Annotated in this window: 18 protein-coding genes and 1 pseudogene; 5 read left to right on the top strand and 14 right to left on the bottom strand. The window is 58.9% G+C overall.

Going from position 1 to position 22,410, the window contains the following annotated elements:
• Positions 1-112: 112 nt before the first annotated feature.
• The 7 genes from eutM to maeB form a co-directional block, all read right to left on the bottom strand.
• Complete coding sequence (gene eutM / locus CDA56_RS23985; protein ID WP_000387720.1) at positions 113-403, bottom strand: ethanolamine utilization microcompartment protein EutM; 291 nt, start codon at positions 401-403, stop codon at positions 113-115.
• A gap of 41 nt (positions 404-444) precedes the next feature.
• Positions 445-1,461: a phosphate acetyltransferase gene (gene pta, locus CDA56_RS23980; RefSeq protein ID WP_104011449.1), complete on the bottom strand. Its 1,017-nt coding sequence runs from the start codon at positions 1,459-1,461 to the stop codon at positions 445-447.
• Positions 1,458-2,261: an ethanolamine utilization cob(I)yrinic acid a,c-diamide adenosyltransferase EutT gene (eutT, locus tag CDA56_RS23975; protein WP_102803366.1), complete on the bottom strand. Its 804-nt coding sequence runs from the start codon at positions 2,259-2,261 to the stop codon at positions 1,458-1,460. Before eutT ends, pta begins: the two co-directional genes overlap by 4 nt.
• The gene (gene eutQ / locus CDA56_RS23970) at positions 2,258-2,950 is read right to left on the bottom strand and encodes an ethanolamine utilization acetate kinase EutQ (protein WP_014230335.1); all 693 of its coding nucleotides are present in this window, start codon (positions 2,948-2,950) and stop codon (positions 2,258-2,260) included. The genes eutT and eutQ overlap by 4 nt, the downstream gene beginning before the upstream one ends.
• Entirely contained in the window at positions 2,928-3,407 is a 480-nt protein-coding gene (eutP, locus tag CDA56_RS23965; protein WP_032693119.1) for an ethanolamine utilization acetate kinase EutP, read from the bottom strand. Before eutP ends, eutQ begins: the two co-directional genes overlap by 23 nt.
• A gap of 12 nt (positions 3,408-3,419) precedes the next feature.
• Positions 3,420-3,755, bottom strand: a complete 336-nt coding sequence (gene eutS, locus CDA56_RS23960; RefSeq protein WP_004123425.1) for an ethanolamine utilization microcompartment protein EutS — start codon at positions 3,753-3,755, stop codon at positions 3,420-3,422.
• 159 nt (positions 3,756-3,914) lie between these two features.
• Positions 3,915-6,194 carry an NADP-dependent oxaloacetate-decarboxylating malate dehydrogenase gene (maeB, locus tag CDA56_RS23955; protein ID WP_004853066.1) on the bottom strand — a complete coding sequence of 760 codons (2,280 nt, stop codon included), beginning with the start codon at positions 6,192-6,194 and terminating at the stop codon, positions 3,915-3,917.
• A gap of 289 nt (positions 6,195-6,483) precedes the next feature.
• Between maeB and tkt the strand changes: the two genes are divergently transcribed.
• Positions 6,484-8,478, top strand: a complete 1,995-nt coding sequence (tkt, locus tag CDA56_RS23950) for a transketolase (protein ID WP_042945780.1) — start codon at positions 6,484-6,486, stop codon at positions 8,476-8,478.
• Here tkt and CDA56_RS23945 read toward each other — a convergent pair.
• The 3 genes and pseudogenes from CDA56_RS23945 to aegA all read right to left on the bottom strand — a co-directional run bounded on the left by CDA56_RS23945 (position 8,447) and on the right by aegA (position 12,200).
• Entirely contained in the window at positions 8,447-9,514 is a 1,068-nt protein-coding gene (locus CDA56_RS23945) for a DUF1176 domain-containing protein (RefSeq protein ID WP_025106620.1), read from the bottom strand. The genes tkt and CDA56_RS23945 overlap by 32 nt on opposite strands.
• A 65-nt stretch (positions 9,515-9,579) precedes the next feature.
• Positions 9,580-10,177 (bottom strand): annotated as a pseudogene (gene nudK / locus CDA56_RS23940) (GDP-mannose pyrophosphatase NudK).
• 58 nt (positions 10,178-10,235) lie between these two features.
• Positions 10,236-12,200: a formate-dependent uric acid utilization protein AegA gene (gene aegA / locus CDA56_RS23935; RefSeq protein WP_025106618.1), complete on the bottom strand. Its 1,965-nt coding sequence runs from the start codon at positions 12,198-12,200 to the stop codon at positions 10,236-10,238.
• 381 nt (positions 12,201-12,581) lie between these two features.
• On the opposite strand from aegA, the gene acrD reads away from it, so the two are divergent.
• Positions 12,582-15,695, top strand: a complete 3,114-nt coding sequence (acrD, locus tag CDA56_RS23930; protein WP_025106617.1) for a multidrug efflux RND transporter permease AcrD — start codon at positions 12,582-12,584, stop codon at positions 15,693-15,695.
• Between the two features lie 137 nt (positions 15,696-15,832).
• On the opposite strand, the gene ypfM is transcribed toward acrD, so the two are convergent.
• Positions 15,833-15,892, bottom strand: a complete 60-nt coding sequence (ypfM, locus tag CDA56_RS23925; protein ID WP_100181659.1) for a protein YpfM — start codon at positions 15,890-15,892, stop codon at positions 15,833-15,835.
• Positions 15,893-16,278: 386 nt separating this feature from the next.
• On the opposite strand from ypfM, the gene CDA56_RS23920 reads away from it, so the two are divergent.
• Genes CDA56_RS23920 through CDA56_RS23910 form a run of 3 tightly spaced genes read left to right on the top strand, consistent with a single transcriptional unit; the run spans position 16,279 to position 17,994 of the window.
• Entirely contained in the window at positions 16,279-16,632 is a 354-nt protein-coding gene (locus tag CDA56_RS23920; RefSeq protein WP_004853073.1) for an ArsC family reductase, read from the top strand.
• A gap of 3 nt (positions 16,633-16,635) precedes the next feature.
• The gene (gene dapE, locus CDA56_RS23915) at positions 16,636-17,763 is read left to right on the top strand and encodes a succinyl-diaminopimelate desuccinylase (protein WP_004853076.1); all 1,128 of its coding nucleotides are present in this window, start codon (positions 16,636-16,638) and stop codon (positions 17,761-17,763) included.
• 27 nt (positions 17,764-17,790) lie between these two features.
• Positions 17,791-17,994, top strand: coding sequence for a YpfN family protein (locus CDA56_RS23910; RefSeq protein ID WP_004123464.1), 204 nt, complete (start codon positions 17,791-17,793; stop codon positions 17,992-17,994).
• Between the two features lie 295 nt (positions 17,995-18,289).
• On the opposite strand, the gene CDA56_RS23905 is transcribed toward CDA56_RS23910, so the two are convergent.
• From CDA56_RS23905 to CDA56_RS23895, 3 genes are all read right to left on the bottom strand, one after another.
• Positions 18,290-19,270 carry an IS110 family RNA-guided transposase gene (locus CDA56_RS23905; RefSeq protein ID WP_032747738.1) on the bottom strand — a complete coding sequence of 327 codons (981 nt, stop codon included), beginning with the start codon at positions 19,268-19,270 and terminating at the stop codon, positions 18,290-18,292.
• 356 nt (positions 19,271-19,626) lie between these two features.
• Positions 19,627-20,325, bottom strand: a complete 699-nt coding sequence (gene ypfH / locus CDA56_RS23900; protein WP_004853078.1) for an esterase — start codon at positions 20,323-20,325, stop codon at positions 19,627-19,629.
• Positions 20,326-20,402: 77 nt separating this feature from the next.
• Positions 20,403-22,403 (bottom strand): tRNA(Met) cytidine acetyltransferase TmcA, encoded by a 2,001-nt coding sequence (locus tag CDA56_RS23895; RefSeq protein WP_103815074.1) that lies wholly within the window; start codon positions 22,401-22,403, stop codon positions 20,403-20,405.
• Between the last annotated feature and the right edge of the window lie 7 nt (positions 22,404-22,410).

Below are 22,410 nucleotides of genomic sequence, written 5' to 3'. Positions count from 1 at the left end.
CGCCTCCCTGAATTGCGTGGTAAGTGGTGGGCCGGATAAGCGCAGCGCCATCAGGCAATGGCGCGCGTTAATGCCGGAGGGCAACGCTGGCGCGTCTTATCCGGCCCGACCATCAGATGTTGCTGTCGCCTTTAAAACTGATGGGGAACACCTCCTCCAGATCGCCGTGCGGACGCGGAATCACGTGCACCGAGACCAGCTCGCCGATGCGCTGCGCCGCAGCGGCGCCGGCATCGGTAGCGGCTTTGCAGGCCGCCACGTCGCCGCGCACCATCGCGGTCACCAGACCGCCGCCAATCTGCTTCACGCCAACCAGCTTCACGCGCGCGGCTTTCACCATCGCATCAGAGGCCTCAATCAGCGCAACCAGGCCCCGGGTTTCAATCATTCCTAATGCTTCCATTGTGTTTTCCTCTTACTTAAGGGGGTCCAGAACGGGACCGTTCATTCAACCTGCGTGGGTAAGCGGCACTCGCCGCTTACGTCACTCCGGCGCGGCACGGCTGCCGCTAACGCCAGTTCGATAATTTCCTGCACGCTACAGCCTCGGGAGAGGTCGTGGAGCGGTGCGGCCAGCCCCTGAATCAGCGGCCCGACCGCACGATAGCCGCCCAGGCGCTGGGCGATTTTGTAGCCGATGTTGCCGGCTTCCAGCGACGGAAAAACCATCACGTTGGCCCGCCCCTGCAGCGGACTGGCGGGCGCTTTTTGCGCGGCGACCTCCGGCACGAAGGCGGCGTCAAACTGCAGTTCGCCATCCACCATCAGCTGCGGAGCGCTCTGACGCACGATCTCTGTGGCCTGCTGTACGTTGGCGACGTTGGGATGACGGGCGCTGCCGCTGCTGGAAAACGACAGCATCGCCACCCGCGGCTCCTCGCCGGTAATGGCCTGCCATGTCTCCGCGCTGGCGATGGCGATATCCGCCAGCTGCGCCGCCGTCGGCTGCGGCACCACGCTGCAGTCGGCAAATCCCAGCGCCGGTCCGACGTACTGCGGCAGCATCAGAAAGATCGACGACAGCGTTTTGCAGCCCGGCTGAAGGCCAATAATGCGTAATCCGGCGCGCAGCACGTTCGCCGTCGAGGAGAGATTGCCGGCAATACACACGTCGGCCTTCCCGGCGCTGACCATCGCGGCGGCGAACATCAGCGGGTCGTTGAGTTTTTCCTCCGCGTCCGGCGGCGTTTTTTCTCCGGCGCGGGCAAGCCAGCGGCGGGCAAACGCTTCGCGCATTTGCCGGTTGCTGTGCGGGTCGACGATCTGCATACCGTCCATCGGCAGGCGGTGGCTGAGGGCGAACTGGCGCAGGGCAAAGGGGCTGGCGATCAAAATCGGCTTTGCCAGCCCCTGCTGCTGGAGGTAGTGCGCCGCTTTGAGGACGCGGATATCCAGCGCGTCCGCAAACACCACCCGGGCGGGCGAACGCAAAGCCAGTTGACGGGCGCGTTGAATAATCATTGCTCCCCTCCCAGACGCTGTTGGATCTGACTGACGGTCAGCGGATGTTTCGCCACGCTTAAAATCATCATCACGTAGACGGTGCTGGAGAGGCGGTTGAGCGCCTGCAGAATGTCCGGACGTAAGACCTCAAAGCTGCGGGTAATAAAGACCTGTGCGGCGACCGTTTCCGTTTCGCGTATTTTGCTGCGCAGCAGATTGAGCAGCGCGGCATCGCGGCCGTGGCCGGCTTCCGGCACCAGATGATCGTGGTCGAGATAGCGCAGCGGCTGGTGGGAAAGGCGATGCAGTTCATCCTCGTTCAGCCCGACGATAGACTGCGCCACCAGCGGTTCACCCACGGCGTCGGCGCGCATAATATTGCCCAGGCGCGAGCGGATATCCGCCAGCCAGGGCTGCCAGGGCTCCGCCAGTTCGATTTGCAGCCATACCGCCAGGGCGATGGTGGCGTCGAGGGCGGCGCGAAAGCCCAGCCGCGGATCGCTTTTGGCGACCATTTTCTCCGCCGTCAGATGGGTCAGGGTGTCCGGTTTTTTGTCTACCGGCTGGCGGCATAGTTCGCAGCAGGCCTGCGGATGCGTACCGCTGCTGGTTAAACCGTGTACCGGCTGCGGCTGCTGCGCGTCGTCATCGACAAACAGGCTGCCCTGCTCGTCGAGAAACTTAATGCGCAGACGGCGGCTTTCCAGCAGCTCCCGGGCCGAAGGCGTCAGACGGGCGTCGGCGGGCAGATGAATTTCTGCTCCTTCGCTGAGCGTATGGTTCGCTCTGAGCCAGGCTTCGGTAATAAAATCTTTCATAGCGATTGCCAGTTCGCAGGCCAGGCGACGTACAGGAAGCGCACGGTCGACGGCGTGCCGAATTCAATGCTCGAACCTTTCGGGATAAACATCACGTCCCCGGCTTTGGCCACCATGGTTTCGCCTTCATGGCGCACGTGGAGTTCGCCCTCCAGCACCATGTCGACCTCGTCATAGTTCAGCGTCCAGGGGAAGAAGGCGTTTTCCCACTGCATAAACCCGGCGGCCATGCTGCTGCCGTCCTGCTCGGTGACCAAATCCGTTAAGCCGACGCGGTGCGGTTCGGCGCCGTCGAAGCGGCCGAATTTCACGCTGCTGCCGTCAATGACCTTTACGCCGCCTTTACCGGTGACCGCCTTAAAGCTGGGCTGCATCGCGTCCATCCCCAGCGACTGCTTCTCCTTCATCACTTTTTCCATCAGCTGCGCCACCAGGCTTTCGGTAAACTGCCCTTCCGGCAGCTGCGCGATAATGGTTTCGCGAATGCGCTGGCTTTCGGTTTTTTCCTCTGCCGCCGGGACTGCCGGCTCTGGCGCGGATTCATCGCACTCCTGGATGGCGACGCCCAGCAGCTCCGCGACTTCGCGGGCTTCCGGGGTGATGATGCTGGCGCGCAGCACAACCGATATTTCCTCTTCGCCTCGCGCGTGGGCCGCACGAATATCGTTAGCTGTGATAAGTTTCTTCACCTGCCCCTTCCTCCTTTTGGCTGAGCTCACTCAGGTAATTCACCAGATGCTCTACGCTTTGCGGGTCGTGAGCGTTGAGTTCGAAAATCGGCTCCTGAAACCCCATCCCGTACAGCAGTTGCCGCACCGCGGCGACGTCGGCGTCCGGCATATCCGTTTTGCTGATCGCGGCGATATGTCGTTTATTCGCGCCAATATTCAGTAGCCCGGCGGGTAAGCGACTTTCGGTATCATTTGCCGCGTGGACATAAATCAGCGTATCGACATCCTGCAGCGTGGTAATTAATGCGTGGTACCAGCGCGGATGGCTGAAATATTCCCCCGGGGTGTCAATATCGCCTTTCTCGTTAAATTCCACGGCCTGCGTTTTTCTCGCGAGGGAATAATTTCCCTGCAACGCATTAAATAGCGTTGTTTTTCCCGCGCCCACCGTACCGACAAATGCAATACGTTTCATTGCCGCCTCTAATTAGCTTTTGGTTAACTCGCAGAGGGTGTAATTTAATAATCGGCCAAGCCCGCTCACCGTCTGCAGCAGCGCCTCTTCTACCGCGCCGACCGAGCCGTAAATCACCAGCGCGCCGCTAAACCGGTCGAGAAAACCGATATGCACATCGGCGGCCTTCATCGCTAAATCACCGGCGATCATGGCGGTTTCTCCAGGGGTTAAGGTCATAATGCCGATAGCGCCGGATTCGGGAACGCCGATCTTTTTCGCCAGTTCTGCCCCAGGGTGCGCAATCAGATGCGCCAGCGTCACCTGCTTGCCGGGTACAAATTCCTGAATGATGCGTTCTTTATCCATGGCTCACCGCTCCGCTAAAACTTGCGCTTATCGTGACAAGTTTCCGCTGGAGTAAATAACAAAATTCGGCAAGTTGATTTGAAAGGTGAGATAGATCACTTATAAACAGAAATAAAAAAGCGCGGGAGAATTCCCGCGCCTGAAATAATTAAATGAAAATTACAGCGGCTGAGTTTGCGCTTCAACAACCGCCAGCGCGACCATATTCACGATACGCCGTACCGAAGCAATTGGCGTCAGGATATGCACCGGCTTTGCGACGCCCATCAGCACCGGTCCGACGGTGACGCCTTCAGAGCTGGAGACGCGAAGTAAGTTGTAACTAATACGCGCCGCTTCCATATTCGGCATCACCAGAATATTGGCCGAACCTTTCAGCGGGCTGTCCGGCATCCGCTCATTACGAATGCTTTCCACCAGCGCGGCATCGCCGTGCATTTCGCCATCGATCATCAACTCCGGCGCCTGCGCCTTCACCAGCTCCAGCGCCTGGCGCATTTTGCTGGCGGACGGGCAGTCCGAGGAACCAAAGTTCGAGTGCGACAGCAGCGCCACCCGCGGTTCAATCCCGAATCGACGAACGGTTTCTGCCGCCATCAGGGTGATCTCGGCAATTTGCTCCGGCGAGGGATCGTGGTTGACGTAGGTGTCGGCGATAAAGGTGTTGCCGCTCGGCAGCAGCAGCGCGTTCATCGCCCCGGCCGCATGAACCCCTTCGCGGTAGCCAAACAGCGGCTGAATGACGCTGTAGTGCTCGTGATAGTCACCGATGGTGCCGCAGATCATCGCATCGGCTTCGCCGCGCTGCACCATGATCGCGCCAATGACCGTAGTGTTGCTGATCACCGCCCGCTGCGCCTGCTCCTGGGTGATCCCGCGGCGCTTCATCAGGGTGTAATATTCATTCCAGTACTCTTTGAAGCGCGGATCGGATTCGTTATTGACGATCTCAAAATCAACCCCGGCTTTGATCTGCAGTCCCAGCTTCTGGATGCGCATCTCAATGACGCCGGGACGACCGATCAGAATCGGTTTCGCCAGCCCAAGGGAGACCAGCTCCTGAGTCGCGTGCAGTACGCGGGTATCTTCGCCTTCCGCCAGTACCACCCGCTTCGGCTCTTTGCGCGCCTGCGAGAAAATCGGCTTCATAAACAGGTTCGTTTTGTAGACGAACTCGCTGAGCTTCTCGATGTAAGCATCAAAATCGGCGATCGGGCGGGTCGCGACGCCGGAGTCCATCGCCGCTTTCGCCACTGCCGGAGCAATCTTGACGATCAGCCGCGGGTCGAACGGCTTCGGAATGATATATTCCGCGCCGAAGCTCAGATCCTGATCGCCGTAGGCGGAGGCCACCACTTCGCTCTGCTCAGCGTGCGCCAGCTCGGCAATCGCGTGCACCGCCGCCAGCTTCATCTCTTCGTTAATCGCCGTTGCGCCGACGTCCAGCGCGCCGCGGAAGATGAACGGGAAGCACAGCACGTTGTTCACCTGGTTCGGATAGTCGGAGCGGCCGGTACAAATAATGGCGTCGGAGCGCACCTCTTTCGCCAGCGGCGGCAGAATCTCCGGCTCCGGGTTAGCCAGCGCCAGAATCATCGGCGCGCGGGCCATTTTCTTCACCATCTCCTGAGTCAGCACTTTCGGGCCCGAGCAGCCGAGGAAAATGTCCGCCCCGTCAATCACGTCATCCAGCGTGCGTTTGCCGCTGTCTTCGACCGCATAGGCCGCTTTCGTCTCCGCCATATTCGGCTCGCGGCCCTTATAGATAACGCCTTTCGAGTCGCAGACCACGATGTTGTGTTTCTGCATCCCCAGCGCCACCAGCAGGTTCATACAGGCAATCGCCGCCGCGCCCGCGCCGGAGACCACCATCCGCACGTCGGAGATGTTTTTCTCCACCACCCGCAGACCGTTAAGAATCGCCGCGGTACTGATAATCGCCGTCCCGTGCTGATCGTCATGGAAAACCGGAATATTCATGCGCTCGCGCAGCTTTTGCTCGATGTAGAAGCATTCCGGCGCTTTAATATCTTCAAGGTTGATACCGCCGAAGGTCGGCTCCAGCGCCGCGACGACGTTGATAAATTTGTCCGGGTCCAGTTCATCGACTTCAATATCGAACACATCGATACCGGCGAATTTTTTAAACAGAACGCCTTTGCCTTCCATCACCGGCTTACCGGCCAGCGCGCCGATATTGCCCAGCCCCAGAACGGCCGTGCCGTTGGAGACCACCGCTACAAGGTTGCCGCGCGCGGTATATTTATAGGCTGCCAGCGGATCCTTCTCGATTTCCAGGCAGGGCGCGGCGACGCCCGGCGAGTAGGCCAGGGCCAGATCGCGTTGGGTAGCCAGCGGTTTGGTCGGGGAGACCTGGATTTTTCCGGGGACCGGGAATTCGTGGAAATCAAGGGCGCTTTGTTTTAACTGCTCATCCATTTTATCGTTCCTTTCACGTATCGATCGTAGGGGGTGAAACGTTATCGCGTACCTGGTGTTCACCCTAAAGGGCCACCTAGTATCTCGCCTGACGGCTTCGTAAACTTTGAACACCGCCAAACTCTCGCCATAACAAAGTTATATTTGTTATCGATTTATATTGTTTATGTAACTTAGTTTCAGAAGCAATGATAGCCCCGTCTGCTATGCTTTTTAGTTATGCAACTCATCACCCTCTCTATCCTAAACCAATAAAAACTCATGTAACCTATTGTTTCAGGAGCACATTATGTCCCGTAGAGAACTAGCCAACGCCATCCGCGCCCTGAGTATGGATGCAGTCCAGAAAGCCAACTCCGGCCACCCCGGCGCGCCAATGGGTATGGCCGATATCGCCGAGGTGCTATGGAACGATTTCCTCAAGCACAATCCTGAAAACCCGCAATGGTACGATCGCGACCGCTTTATTCTCTCCAACGGCCACGCGTCGATGCTGCTCTACAGCCTGCTGCATCTGACGGGCTATGACCTGCCCATCGAAGAGATAAAAAACTTCCGTCAGCTGCATTCAAAAACCCCGGGCCACCCGGAGATTGGCTATACGCCTGGAGTGGAAACCACCACCGGTCCGCTGGGGCAAGGACTGGCGAATGCCGTGGGCCTGGCTATCGCCGAGCGCACGCTGGCGGCCCAGTTTAATCAGCCAGACCATGAGATCGTCGATCACTTCACCTACGTGTTTATGGGCGATGGCTGCCTGATGGAGGGGATTTCTCACGAAGTGTGCTCTCTGGCGGGGACGTTAGGACTGGGCAAGCTGATCGGCTTCTACGACCACAACGGCATTTCCATTGATGGCGAAACCAAAGGCTGGTTTACCGATGACACGGCAAAACGCTTTGAGGCCTATCACTGGCATGTGGTGCATGAAATTGACGGCCACGACCCCGAAGCCGTGAAGAAAGCGATTCTGGAAGCCCAGAGCGTGAAGGACAAACCCTCGCTGATTATCTGCCGTACGGTAATAGGCTTTGGTTCGCCGAATAAAGCCGGGAAAGAAGAGGCCCACGGCGCGGCGCTGGGAGAACAGGAAGTGGCGCTGGCGCGCCAGCAGCTGGGCTGGCATCACCCGGCGTTTGAGATCCCGAAAGAGATCTACCGGGCCTGGGACGCGCGTGAAAAGGGACAAAAGGCGCAGAAAAGCTGGGAGGAGAAGTTTGCCGCCTATCAGCAGGCCCATCCGCAGCTGGCGGCGGAGTTTACGCGGCGCATGAGCGGCGGACTGCCTGAGTCGTGGAATGAAACGACGCGGAAGTATATTGCCGATCTGCAGGCTAACCCGGCGAAAATCGCCACCCGCAAAGCTTCGCAAAATGCCCTCGATGCCTACGGCCCGCATCTGCCGGAACTGCTGGGCGGCTCCGCTGACCTCGCGCCCAGCAACCTGACCATCTGGAAAGGATCGACTTCGCTGAAAGAGGATCCGGCGGGTAACTATATCCACTACGGCGTACGCGAGTTTGGGATGACGGCCATCGCCAACGGCATCGCGCATCACGGCGGGTTTGTCCCCTATACCGCCACCTTCCTGATGTTCGTCGAATATGCCCGCAACGCGGCGCGTATGGCGGCGCTGATGAAAGCGCGGCAAATCATGGTCTATACCCACGACTCCATCGGTCTCGGCGAAGATGGTCCGACGCACCAGGCGGTAGAACAGCTGGCCAGCCTGCGCCTGACGCCAAACTTCAGCACCTGGCGACCGTGCGATCAGGTGGAGGCCGCGGTGGCGTGGAAGCTGGCGGTCGAACGTCACAGCGGGCCGACGGCGCTGATCCTCTCAAGGCAAAATCTGGCGCAAATGGCGCGCACGCCGGAGCAGGTACAGAATATCGCCCGCGGCGGCTACGTGCTGAAGGACGCTGGCGGCAAGCCGGACCTGATCCTGATAGCTACCGGTTCGGAAGTCGAGATCACCGTGCTGGCGGCGGAGAAGCTGCTGGCCAAAGGGGTGAACGTGCGCGTGGTTTCCCTGCCATCGACCGACGTGTTTGATGCCCAGGAGGAAGCCTACCGGGAATCGGTCCTGCCGTCGGACGTCAGCGCCCGCGTCGCGGTTGAGGCCGGCATCGCCGACTACTGGTATAAGTATGTGGGGCTAAAAGGCAAAATCGTCGGCATGACCGGCTACGGTGAATCGGCCCCCGCGGATAAGCTCTTCCCTTACTTCGGCTTTACCGTTGAGCATATCGTTACCGTAGGGGACGAGGTACTGAACGGGTAACCCAGAGCGTGGGCCAGGCGTCTGGCCCCTGCCAGTTATCGCACTGCGGCTGCCGCGCGTAGCGTACCAGGCTAAACCGCTGGCCGTCATAGCGCCAGCGCGTTTGCGTCCCGCAGTCGCCGGGCGCGCGCCCTTTATCCAGCGTCACCAGTTCCTGGCGTCGATCGTCGTAGCGGGCGTTTACCAGTTCGACATCGCGCGGCCCGTCGCCGGGGGGCTGGAAAGGCAGAGTGAGCCGTACCGGATGAGCAATATACGGCCGCTGGCGCGACACCAGCCAGGCCAGCCAAATGGTGTTGTAGGCGCCCGCTTCGCAGCTGGTCATCAGCAGCACCCTATCGTCGGTCAGCGCGGCAACCCGCACCTCGCGGCGAAACGGATCCAGCGAACAGGCGCTGCTGTTCATGCGCTCGTTGCCATAATCCATGAGATCGTTAAGTTCATCGCGGCTGAGGGGGGACTCCGCCACGTCGATTCTCGCCACCGAGCGCAGCGCCGGGGCGGGCGGAACGCTGAGCGGCGGCTCTTCTCCCTTCCCTACCCACGCGGTTTCGCTCCCCACGCGCTTCTGCCGGCTATCGATAAACAGCAGGGCGGCTTTCAGCCCCTGTAAAGAGATGGCCTGCAGGCCATTTTCGAGGGTTATCGCCTTTGCTGCCTGCACCTGCTGCAGAAAGGCATCAATGGTGACGCTATCGTCGGTTTCAAGCAGTTTGTCGGCGATCTGCCAATGTTTATCGCCCAGAGACAGGGGTTTACCATCGAGGCGAAGGCGTGGCGCAATCGGCGCCAGCGCCGCGACCGGATTGCCCACGCCGCCGAGTTCAATGCGCAGGCTGGCGCTGGTAGCCGCCCCGGCGCTGCGGGTGAGGGTCATGACCAGGCCGTGATGCAGCCCGACGTTGCGGGCCACGCAGAAGTTCTGATTGTTGCAGGTTACCTGCCAGTCATTGAAGAGCTGTTGTGCCGGCGCCGCCCGCACCAGCGACGTCGGCACTAAACCGAAAAGCAGAAACAAAATAACCCGATGCAACATGAGCGGCACAACCCCGGAGAAAACGCCATACACAGCGGCTATGTTCACCAGCGGCGAGGTTTTACTCAATCGGATTTATCAGAGATCCCCGTTCATCAGCCCGGAGGTTTGCAAATATTGCAGCAGGATCACCGCTTTGCCATCGCGGATCTCCCCGTTCGCCATCATCTCCAGCGCCCGATGATAAGGGAGCTCCAGCACCTCAATATCTTCATCATCAACGCCGCCGCCATCGTTGGCCCGCTGAGTATCGTTATATTCGGCAATAAAGAAATAGATAAGCTCGGTGACGCCGCCGGGCGACATAAACAGTTCAAACAGTTTGCGCACTTCACCCACTTCGAAACCGGTCTCTTCAATGGCTTCTTTGCGCACGCACTCCTCCGGCTCATCGCTGTCCAACAGCCCGGCGCAGGTTTCAATCAGCATCCCGTCTTCGTTGCCGTTTATCCAGGTCGCGATGCGGAACTGGCGAACCAGCACGACGGTCTGCTTATGGCGGTTATACAGCAAGATGGTAGCGCCGTTGCCGCGATCGTAGACTTCGCGTCTATGGCGAACCACGCTGCCGTCGCTGCGCGTCAGTTCATAGGTCATGTTGCGCAAAAGGAACCAGTTTTCGGAGAGGATTTTATCTTTGATAATGTTGATATTGAGTGACATACGAGCCCCACAGCGTGAAATGACGATTCCATACTACGCTGTGAAGCCCGCTTTGTCGTCAGTGAAGCGGAATCGATTTAACCTCGAGGAAGTCCATTATCCCCTGCGCCGCGTGGCGGCCTTCCGCCATGGCGGTCACCACCAGATCGGCGCCACGCACCGCATCGCCGCCGGCAAACACTTTGCGATGGGTGGTCTGGTAGCGGTAGCGGCTTTCCACATTGGCCTTGATTCGACCCCGGCTGTCGAGCTTAACGCCCACCGATTCCAGCCACGGCATACCGTGCGGATGGAAACCAAAGGCCATGATCACCGCGTCGGCGGGCATGACAAACTCGCTTCCGGGGATTGGCGACGGGCTACGGCGCCCCTGAGCGTCCGGCGCGCCCAGCCGGGTACGCAGAAAGCGTACGCCGTTGACGTGTCCCTTTTCGTTCAGCTCCAGGGTGACCGGCTGGACGTTAAATTCAAACTGCGCCCCCTCTTCGCGCGCGTTTTTCACCTCTTTCTTCGAACCAGGCATATTGGCTTCATCGCGACGATAGGCGCAGGTAACCTGCTTCGCGCCGTGGCGCAGCGCGGTACGCACGCAGTCCATCGCCGTATCGCCGCCGCCGAGCACCACGACGTTCAGCCCTTCGGTGTTGACGTAAGGCTCTTCCGGCAGCTCAAGCAGCCCCATCACCTGTTTGGTGTTGGCTATCAGGAACGGCAGCGCGTCATATACGCCGGGCGCGTCTTCATTCGGCAGATCCGCTTTCATCGAGCGATAGGTTCCGGCGCCAATAAATACCGCGTCATAGTCATCAAGCAGCGTCGTCAGCGGGATATCTTTGCCTATCTCGCAGTTCAGCTCAAAGCGCACGCCCATCTGGGTAAAGATTTCCCGCCGTCGGGCAAGCAGAGATTTATCCAGCTTAAAGGCAGGAATACCAAAGGTCAGCAGACCGCCAATTTCCGGGTGACGGTCAAAGACCACCGGACTCACGCCGTTACGCACCAGACGGTCGGCGCAGGCGAGCCCGGCAGGACCCGCGCCGATAATCGCCACCCGCTTGCCGCTTTCAACGACCTGAGAAAGATCCGGCCGCCAGCCGTTGGCCAGCGCCTGGTCGGAGATATAGCGTTCAATGTTGCCGATAGTCACCGAACCGTGCTCATCGCGCAGCGTGCAGGCCCCTTCGCACAGGCGATCCTGCGGGCAGACGCGGCCGGTAATTTCCGGCAGGCAGTTGGTCTGGTGAGAAAGCTCCACGGCGGCGGAAATATCCCCCTCTTTCACGCGTTCAATCCACTGCGGAATATGGTTATGCAGCGGACAGGTCCATTCACAAATGCTGTGCTCGCCGCACGTCAGGCAGCGCTCCGCCTCGCGGTTGGCCTGCCCGGCGCTGAACGGCAGATAGATTTCGCTAAAATTGGCCTTACGCGCCTCGGCGGATAGCTTGTCGGGCTCGCCGCGCGGCGGCGTCGCGGCCATCTGCGCGACTTTGCCCGCGGAGCAAGGCGCCATCGCCGCGCCGGGGTGGCCAAGACGCGCCGCGCGCTGACGCCGCTGTTTCGCCAGATTCACCAGCGTGCTGTCCGTTGCCAGTACCAGCGCTTCGGCCGGGCAGTTTTGTACGCAGGCGGGCCCCTCTTCGCGACCGCTGCACAAATCGCATTTATGCGCCGTCGCTTTGACCCTCTCCTCCTGTACCGGCGTCAGGACGATTTGCATCACGCCAAACGGGCAGGCAACCATACAGGATTTACAGCCGATGCATTTCTCCTGATTAACCTGGACGCTGTCGTTAAGCTGGCTGATGGCGCCATTGGGACAACTGCGGGCGCACGGCGCCCCTTCACAATGGTGGCAGGTTACGGCGTTACGTTTTTGCTCGTTTTTGATAACCGTAATGCGCGGCAAAAAACGCTGCGGGGTCAAAACATGCTGCTCATCGTTGTGCGCCATGACGCAGGCAACTTCACAAGCCTTGCATCCGATGCACTTATGACTATCGCTTAAAATAAAGTGGTTCATGACATCCTTCAGTCTTCGTGGTGAATAACCCCTCAATTCGCATGCTTATCTATTACCCGACAAAACGGTGCCGGAACAATGTGCATTTGCACAGGTTGCCGATTTTTTGGTAATAACCCGAGGTGGATCAATTTTTTTGACTTAAATGAAATCACGTTTTATTTAGCTAAGTAATAATGCGCTACGTATGCGCCACCGCGGCGGCGCGCCGAAAGGAAGGAGCAGATAGAGGAAGAAAGAGAGTTCTTTACGCTGCCATAAAAGGCACACGATAAATTACACTATCTCCTTATTTTCTCCACGATTGCCTGAGGGCTTGCCGCTAGAGTGTCACAGGCTGTGCAATAACAAAAAAATGTGCAAAATGAGGTCCTAATTCTGATGGCGAATTTTTTTATCGATCGCCCCATTTTTGCGTGGGTACTGGCAATACTTTTATGCCTGACCGGTACGCTCGCAATTTTGTCGCTTCCCGTTGAGCAATATCCCGACCTTGCCCCGCCTAACGTACGGATCACAGCGAACTATCCGGGCGCTTCGGCACAGACGCTGGAAAATACGGTCACCCAGGTTATCGAGCAAAATATGACCGGCCTCGATAACCTGATGTATATGTCATCCCAGAGCAGCGGCACCGGCCAGGCCACCGTGACGCTGAGCTTTACCGCCGGGACCGATCCGGATGAAGCGGTCCAGCAGGTGCAGAACCAGCTACAGTCGGCGATGCGCAAACTGCCGCAGGCCGTCCAGAACCAGGGCGTAACGGTGCGTAAAACCGGGGATACCAATATCCTGACGATCGCCTTCGTCTCTACCGACGGCAGTATGGATAAACAGGATATCGCCGACTACGTCGCCAGTAATATTCAGGACCCGCTCAGCCGGGTCAACGGCGTCGGAGATATTGACGCCTACGGTTCGCAGTATTCGATGCGCATCTGGCTCGATCCGGCCAAACTCAACAGCTTTCAGATGACGGCAAAAGACGTCACTGATGCCATCTCTTCGCAGAACGCGCAGATCGCCGTCGGCCAGCTGGGCGGCACGCCGTCGGTGGATAAACAGGCGCTCAACGCGACGATTAATTCACAATCGCTGTTACAAACGCCGGAACAGTTCCGTGATATTACCCTGCGGGTTAATCAGGACGGTTCGGAAGTCACCCTTGGCGACGTCGCCACCGTCGAGATGGGGGCGGAAAAATACGATTACCTCAGCCGCTACAACCGCCAGGCGGCGTCCGGGCTGGGGGTTAAGCTGGCCTCTGGCGCAAACGAAATGGCGACCGCTGAACGCGTCATCAGCCGTCTGAACGAGCTGTCGCAATATTTCCCGCACGGCCTGGAATATAAAGTCGCTTACGAAACCACCTCATTCGTTAAGGCGTCGATTACCGACGTCGTGAAAACGCTGCTTGAAGCCATCGCGCTGGTCTTTCTCGTGATGTATCTGTTCCTGCAGAACTTCCGCGCCACGCTGATCCCGACCATCGCCGTTCCGGTGGTGCTGATGGGAACCTTTGCCGTCCTTTACGCCTGCGGCTACAGCATCAACACCTTAACCATGTTCGCGGTGGTGTTGGCGATAGGCCTGCTGGTGGACGATGCCATCGTGGTGGTAGAGAACGTCGAGCGTATTATGAGCGAGGAGGGCCTCTCGCCGCGTGAAGCGACGCGAAAATCAATGGGGCAGATTCAGGGCGCGCTGGTCGGTATCGCCATGGTGCTATCGGCGGTATTTGTGCCGATGGCCTTCTTCGGCGGCACCACCGGCGCGATCTACCGCCAATTCTCGATTACCATCGTCTCGGCGATGGTACTGTCGGTGCTGGTGGCGATGATCCTCACCCCGGCGCTGTGCGCCACATTGCTTAAACCCGTTCATAAAGGCGAAACCCACGGGCAGCGGGGCTTTTTTGGCTGGTTTAACCGCACGTTTAACCGTAACGCCAGCCGCTACGAAACCGCGGTCGGCAAAATTCTTCATCGTTCGCTGCGCTGGATAATGATCTACGTCCTGCTGCTGGGCGGGATGGTCTTTCTGTTTCTGCATCTGCCCACGTCATTCCTGCCGCTGGAAGACCGCGGCATGTTTACCACTTCGGTGCAGTTGCCGAGCGGCTCAACCCAACAGCAAACCCTGAAGGTGGTGCAGCAGGCGGAAGACTACTTCCTGAACAATGAGAAGCAAAACGTTGAATCGGTGTTCGCGACCATCGGCTCCGGCCCCGGCGGCAACGGCCAGAACGTGGCGCGTATGTTCGTACGCCTGAAGGACTGGGACGAACGCGATCCCACAACCGGTTCATCTTTTGCCATCATCGAACGCGCAACCAAAGCGTTTAACAAAATTAAAGAAGCGCGCGTCTTTGCCAGCAGTCCGCCGGCCATCAGCGGTCTGGGCAGCTCCGCCGGTTTCGATATGGAGCTGGAGGATCACGCGGGCAACGGACACGAAGCGCTGATGGCCGCCCGCGATACCCTGCTGGAGCTAGCCGGCAAAAATAACCAGCTCACCCGCGTCCGCCACAACGGCCTCGACGATAGTCCGCAGCTTCAGGTGGACATCGATCAGCGTAAAGCGCAGGCGCTGGGCGTCTCTATCGACGATATCAACGACACCCTGCAGACCGCGTGGGGGTCAAGCTACGTTAACGACTTTATGGATCGCGGCCGCGTGAAGAAGGTCTACGTTCAGGCGGCCGCGCCGTATCGCATGCTGCCGGACGATATCAACCTGTGGTACGTGCGCAACAGCAGCGGTACGATGGTGCCCTTCTCCGCCTTCACGACCTCGCGCTGGGAGACCGGCTCGCCGCGTCTGGAGCGCTACAACGGCTACTCGGCGGTAGAGATCGTCGGTGAAGCCGCGCCGGGCGTCAGTACCGGTACCGCCATGACGATTATGGAAGAGCTGGCCCAGCAGCTGCCGAACGGCTTTGGTCTCGAATGGACGGCGATGTCTTATCAGGAGCGGCTCTCCGGGGCGCAGGCGCCGGCGCTGTACGCCATTTCGCTGCTGGTGGTGTTCCTGTGCCTGGCGGCGCTGTATGAAAGCTGGTCGGTGCCGTTCTCGGTGATGCTGGTGGTGCCGCTGGGGGTTATCGGCGCGCTGCTGGCGACCTGGATGCGCGGACTGGAAAACGATGTCTATTTCCAGGTGGGCCTGCTGACGGTTATCGGCCTGTCGGCGAAGAACGCCATTCTTATTGTCGAATTTGCCAATGAGCTGAATCAGAAAGGCGAAGATCTGCTTACCGCCACGCTCTCCGCCTGCCGCCAGCGTCTGCGGCCGATCCTGATGACCTCACTGGCGTTTATCTTCGGCGTACTGCCGATGGCCACCAGCACCGGGGCGGGCTCCGGCAGCCAGCATGCCGTCGGCACCGGGGTGATGGGCGGGATGATTTCCGCCACGGTGCTGGCTATCTTCTTCGTGCCGCTGTTCTTTGTGCTGGTACGCCGCCGCTTCCCGCTCAAGGAACGGCCGCAATAATCGGGACGCGCCCTGACGATATTTTCGCCAGGGCCAAATAACAGAAAAGGCGACCGGACAGGTCGCCTTTTTCATGTGGTCGCTTCAACTGCATTATTATTCTGCCTGTGAAATCGCCATGCTTTTATTGCGGAAAACTATTTACGAAGCATGCCTTCGATAAAGTCTTTCCAGTTCCCCAGTTCGTGTTCAATCATAATAGCCTCTCTTATTATTATGGGTGATTTTATGCAAATTCATTGATGGTTAAAAGCCTGTTTGCGCTATCGTACTGATAACTTTCATTACCCCCTGCGGAACGTTCTCTTTCATTCGTAAGTACTATGAGCCGATTTTGCGCATTTTAATGTGACCAACAGCAACATTTAGCAACATTTGTTCATCAGCCTGAATCACCGGAATCCGCCTCGAGGCCAGGAAACGCCGTCAGGGGGCGTTTAAAAAACAGCCAAAATGTAACAATGAATATATCCCGACGGGAAAAAACGATATTTATTAAAGCATTTCACGTATTATTTATTCAGGGCTTATATATTCGGAACATTCTTAGCCAATCGTTTAATTCAACGGAAAAGGTTTAATCATGCTTACCATGTACGGGATAAAAAACTGCGACACCATAAAAAAGGCTCGCCGCTGGCTGGAGACGCAGCAGATAGAATATCGCTTTCATGATTATCGTGTCGATGGTCTGGATCGCACTTTATTAGATACCTTTATCGCTGAACTCGGCTGGGAAGCCCTGCTTAACACCCGGGGGACGACGTGGCGCAAGCTGGATGAAACGGTCCGCGCCGGTATCAATAACGCCGACGCTGCGGCAAAACTGATGCTGGAAATGCCGGCAATCATTAAACGCCCATTGCTCTGCGCGCCCGGTCAGCCTATGCTGCTGGGTTTCAGTGAATCAAGTTATCAGCAGTTTAACGAGGTGTAGTCTATGTCTTGCCCGGTCATTGAGCTGGCTCAGCAGCTTATTCGCCGCCCTTCCCTCAGCCCCGATGATGCGGGATGCCAGGCGTTAATGATTGAACGTCTGCGTGCGATTGGCTTTACCGTTGAACCGATGGATTTCGGGGATACCCAAAACTTCTGGGCCTGGCGCGGGCGCGGGGAAACGCTGGCGTTTGCCGGCCATACCGATGTCGTCCCGTCGGGGGACGCCGATCGCTGGATTAACCCCCCCTTTGAACCCACCATTCGCGACGGCATGCTGTTTGGCCGCGGCGCCGCGGATATGAAAGGCTCGCTCGCGGCAATGGTCGTCGCCGCCGAACGTTTTGTCGCTCAGTATCCAAATCATAAAGGTCGTCTGGCCTTCCTGATCACTTCTGATGAAGAAGCCAGCGCCAAAAACGGCACCGTTAAGGTTGTTGAAGCGCTGATGGCGCGCAACGAGCGCCTGGATTATTGCCTGGTCGGCGAACCGTCCAGCACCGAAGTCGTCGGCGATGTAGTGAAAAACGGCCGTCGCGGCTCGCTGACCTGCAACCTGACCATTCACGGCGTACAGGGGCACGTGGCCTACCCGCATCTCGCCGATAACCCGGTGCACCGCGCCGCGCCGATGCTGGCGGAGCTGGTGAATATCGAATGGGATAAGGGCAACGAGTTCTTTCCGCCGACCAGTATGCAAATCGCTAACGTGCAGTCCGGCACCGGCAGCAACAACGTAATTCCCGGCGATATGTTCGTCCAGTTCAACTTCCGCTTTAGCACCGAGCTGACCGACGAAATGATTAAAGCGCGCGTCGTGGCGCTGCTGGAGAAGTACGCGCTGCGCTACAGCGTCGACTGGTGGCTCTCAGGCCAGCCGTTCCTGACCAGCCGCGGTAAGCTGGTTGATGCGGTGGTTAACGCCATTGAGCACTATAATGAAATAAAACCGCAGCTGCTGACCAACGGCGGCACCTCCGACGGGCGCTTTATCGCGCGTATGGGCGCGCAGGTGGTTGAACTGGGGCCGGTGAACGCCACCATTCATAAAATAAACGAGTGTGTGAATGCCGCCGACCTCCAGCTGCTGGCGCGGATGTACCAACGCATCATGGAACAGCTGGTCGCCTGACGGCATCAATAGAGAAGAGGTAAGCGCATGGATTGGCTAACGAAATACTGGTGGGTTCTGGTGTTGGTATTTTTGGTGGGCGTGATGATCAACGTGATTAAAGATCTGACCCGCGTTGACCACAAAAAATTTCTCAACAATAAACCGGATCTGCCCCCGCATCGCGACTTCAACGACAAGTGGGACGACGATGACGACTGGCCGAAGAACGACCCGTCGAAGAAGAAGTAACATCTTACTGCGGATTGCCATAAAGCAATCGCCCGGCGAGTTCGACGCGGGTCAAGTAGCCCGGACTGATGCGCAGCATCGCCTCCGGGAAAATATCCTACTCTGCGCTCTTTTCCCGGGGGCGGCGCTTAACGCGCCTTGCCCGGGCTACGGGTTTACAGCTCGTTGCAAGTCCGGTAGATACTGTGAACGCCTGCAACCATTTTTAGTTGCCGATACTTTCTCCGGCTCCCGGATGACAGGCACACCAACGACAGCACTCTCTGGTGCTGTCGTTTTTTCTCAGGGAACGTTGTTACGCTATCAACAGCTCATGCTGTGACGCATCGAACGCCTTTCCTGACTTCAGTACTCCATAAGCCACCTGCGCCAGCTTTCGCATCATCGCCCCTATGATGACTTTTGCCCGCTTTCCGCTCTCTTCCAGCCTTTTCCTGAACGCTTTTCCCCACGCCGTATGGTACAGCGCCGATAACGCTGGCATGTATAACGCCTTGCGCAGTTGAACCGGCCCCGCTTTGCTCATCCGGCTCGCCCGCATCACGCTGCTTCCCGACTCATGCTGCACCGGCGTCAGTCCTGCATACGCCGCGAACTGCCGCGCTGTACCGAACTTCAGCCTCAGGCCCGTATACGCCAGCAGAACAGCCGCTGTTTTCTCCCCGATGCCCGGGATACTGTTCAGCAGCTTCCGCCGTCGTTTCATATCCGGGTCGTTATCCGTCAGGTCTTTTATCTGTTTTTCGATACGTGCCAGCTCCGCGCTCAGACATCCCAGCAGGATGTCAATGCTGGCCAGCTGAACCTCCGGCGCGGTTTCTCGCCGGTTTTTCTCCTGCGTCTGCATCTCTGTCAGCGCCTGATGCCTTAACACCAGGGCTTTCAGTGCCCGCTCTGTCGGATGAGGGGCCTCCCAGGCTGACGGGCGTTTTTCCCGGCAGAAGTGAGCCAGCATACGGGCGTCCACTTTGTCAGTTTTACTGCGCAACCCCTCACTCTGTGCGAAAGCTTTACTGAGGGCGGGGTTGATGATGGACACGGTATACCCGGCATCACTCAGATGCGCGGCCGCGTCTTCCATGTAGGTGCTGGTGGACTCCATGCAGACATGGGCACGGTTCACGTCATGGCCGCGAAGCCAGCGGACCAGCGCTTCGTGTCCGGAGAGGGTATTATCAAATTTTTTACAACGATGCCGGCCATCAGGGCGAAGAATATCGACATCCAGTTTAGCTTTGGCGACATCAATACCGATGAAGTGGAGTTCATTTTCCATAGTGAAACCAACCTTGCAAATACGGGTTACCGGTGAAAGCCGGTCCATGATACTGTCCGGTTTATCACATGAGAAAGAACGGCGGTCCGGTGCAAAGGATCTACGGAACAGGCGCGAAAGCCTAAGCCCGGACACGGCATCCGGACCGCCATCAGAGAGAACTGGCCGGTTCTTTCTGACGGAGTAATCATACAAGCCCGGACAGATGCGCAGCATCGCCTCCGGAAGATTACCCCACTCTGCGCTCTTTTCCCGGGGGCGGCGCTTAACGCGCCTTGCCCGGGCTACGGGTTTACAGCTCGTCTGCAGGTCCGGTAGCCCGGACAGGCGCATCGCGCCGCCTCCGGGTTTATTATTCACAGCAGTTCAATAATATCGCTGTCTTTCGGCGTGCTGCCGCTGAGGGCTTCATCGAAATAATGCTTCGGTACGGTAAAGCGCAGATGATCGAGGGCAAACTGCATACTGCGATCGTCAATCGCGTGCCCCAGATCTTCAACAATATCCAGCGTCACGTCACCGCCGGCCTGCTGCAGCGCCTCCTGCCCCGCTACCGCCCACGCCAGATCGATCACCCGATCTTCACCGCCGTGGATCAGGTGAACAGTGGTCGCGGTCGTCGCGGTCTCCGGCAGCGTCGCATAGCGGCCGTTAAAGGCGATCACCCGCGATGCCAGACCCGGCTCGGCTTTAATGCTCTCCAGCGACATAATCGCCCCCTGTGAGAAGCCGATCAGCGCCGTCGCCTGCGGGCTGACGCCGCTCTGCTGTTGCCAGTAGCGCACCGTTTCAATAAAGGTCGGCATGATGGCATCCACCCGCTGCTGGCGATTTTCTTCGCTAACGCCCTGCACGGAAAACCACTGGCGTCCCGGAGGCGGACCACACGGCTCAGCGCCGCCGATACTGACAATCAGCGCATCGGGAAATAGCGGCGCAAACCAGCTACCGATTTGCCCCATGGCCACCGGGTTATCGCCGACGCCATGAAACAGCAGCAGCAGTTGCTGTGCAGGTGTCGCGGGGCTCTGAACAATAAAATGATCGTGTTTCATGGCTGTCTCCTTAATGTCTGCAAGGAAGTTTACGCCGCAGGCGAAATATGACCATGCCATTTAACTGAAGGAGTTAGTTAAAAAAATTGCAGCATTTGAACCTGCCGGCGCAGGTCGTTGGCGCGGTTTTCATCCAGGCTGAGCAGCGCCTGCGCCGCCTCTTCGCGCAGCCTGGCCAGCAGCGCTTTCCGTCCGGATAAGCCTAACGTCCGGCAAAGCGCGGCCTCATCCTGCTGCTGCAGGCGGGCCCGCAGCGCCGGAAGCGGCAGCTCCACCAATATAAGCAGGCGATTGAGGCTACCCGCCGAGGTCAGCAGCGGACGATGGGCAAAAGCAAAACCCGCCACCTCCAGCCAGTCTTCTTCAGTAAGAATAGTCGCTTTCAGCGCCGTCAGAGGCACAGGTTCATCTCGCCACTCGCGCAGCCAGAATTCGTCGCGCTGCAGCCGTTGGGCTTCTTCGCTTGCCAGGCGATGGCCCGCTTCGCTGAGAGGATAGAGCGCCATCGCGGTGTAACAGCCGCTGCTGGCTTCCCGATGCGTGCCCAGCCGCACCAGCGTAAAACCACAGCGTTGCCAGAAACGCCACAGCTCAGGCGTGTAGCCAAAACTCACCGAGAGATAATCCCGGTCCGCAGCCTGCGACGCCGCCCGGGCCACCAGCCGCTGCCCCAGCCCTTCGCGCTGGCGAGCCGGATGCACGGCAATACGGCTGATGCGCAGCCCCGCCAACGTAGCCGCCAGTGGGCTACCGCCGTGCGCCGCCAGCGACTGCGCCACCAGATTGCCGCGCGGACGGCGATAGCCGGCCCACACCGCCTGGCTAAGCGGCGGCTCAAGACCGCCCTCCTCCACCAGCCATAGCGCTCCGGCGATGCGCTCCCCGCCGCGGGCGCAGGTAAAATGCTGCCCCGGCGCATCCATCATGCGCCGGAGGTCCAGCGGCGACGTGCGATAGTGGGCCCCGGAGAGCAGCTGATACATCGCTTCCGGTAACGCAGACTGTCGCCGCCAGCTCTCCTGGCTGACGCTTTCCAGCGCGATATCGCCGCCTGGCGCGTGCTGAAAGGTCTCGTCGTTGAACAGCAGCAGCCGCGCAATCGCTGCCTCCAGCGGGCAGCCGCTTGCCCAACGGATGGGCGTCGTCAGGCTAAACTGCCGTAAGTGCGCAAAACTGGCGCAAAACTTAAGCAAAAAGCCGCGTCCCGTCCCCTCGTACCCCTGAACGGTAGTGGTCAACAGCGTCCTCGGGAAGCGGGAGACAAGCTGGCGCAGCAGCGGCCCGGGGATGGCCGCGGCCTCATCGACAATCAGCCATCCGGCGGTGCAGCCGGAAGCCAGCAATGCGTCGGGGGCCATAAAGCGGAAAGCCTCCCCGGCGAATGTCGCCATCACCTCCGCTGCTCCCCGCGCCGGTGCCGTGACGATGGCATCTCCCCCCAGATGGCGAATAAGCATTCCCGCGAGCGCGGACTTGCCTCGCCCGCGCTCGGCGGTTAGCGCCGCAATACCGGGAGGGAACCGGGCCAGTTCGGCAAGCACGACAGCCTGCTCCGCCTGCGGATGTCCGTCGGCGGGATGCCATGGCGGGCGCACGGGTAACGCGGGCACCGCAAGTTCATTGCCCTGCCGCCAGAGAATGGACGCGTTATCCGCACTAATCTGTTGGCAAAAACGATAAACAAAATTCGGCGTAGGGATGGGGTCGGGAGCGTCGCTCCAGCGCAGAGAATCCGCATCAGGACGGGCCGGCCATTGCGCAAAGTCGGGGGTGAGCAATACCAGCCAGCTTCCGGCGCGCAGCGTACCGGCTAATGCGGCAAAGGCCGCCACATCAAAACCCTCGCGGGCATCGAAAAAGGCGTGCTGGAATTCGCGGCCCAGCAGCGATTTCAGGGCAGCAGACGAGACGTACGGCTCGGGCATCGGACGCGGGCCGACCCACAGCCCGTCGCCGGCCAGCGCGGTACGTACTCTTTGCGCCTGACGCAGGGTCCAGGCATCGTCGCCGCTGAGAACCAGCAGACGACGAACGCCTTCGCGCGCCATCTGCGCCGCCAGGTGACGCAGTTCATCCATGACAGCA

It is taken from the genome of Klebsiella michiganensis, assembly GCF_002925905.1.
GTDB lineage: Bacteria > Pseudomonadota > Gammaproteobacteria > Enterobacterales > Enterobacteriaceae > Klebsiella > Klebsiella michiganensis.
The sequence above is the reverse complement of the archived record's forward strand: the minus strand, read 5'-3'. Positions and strand labels throughout refer to the sequence as shown.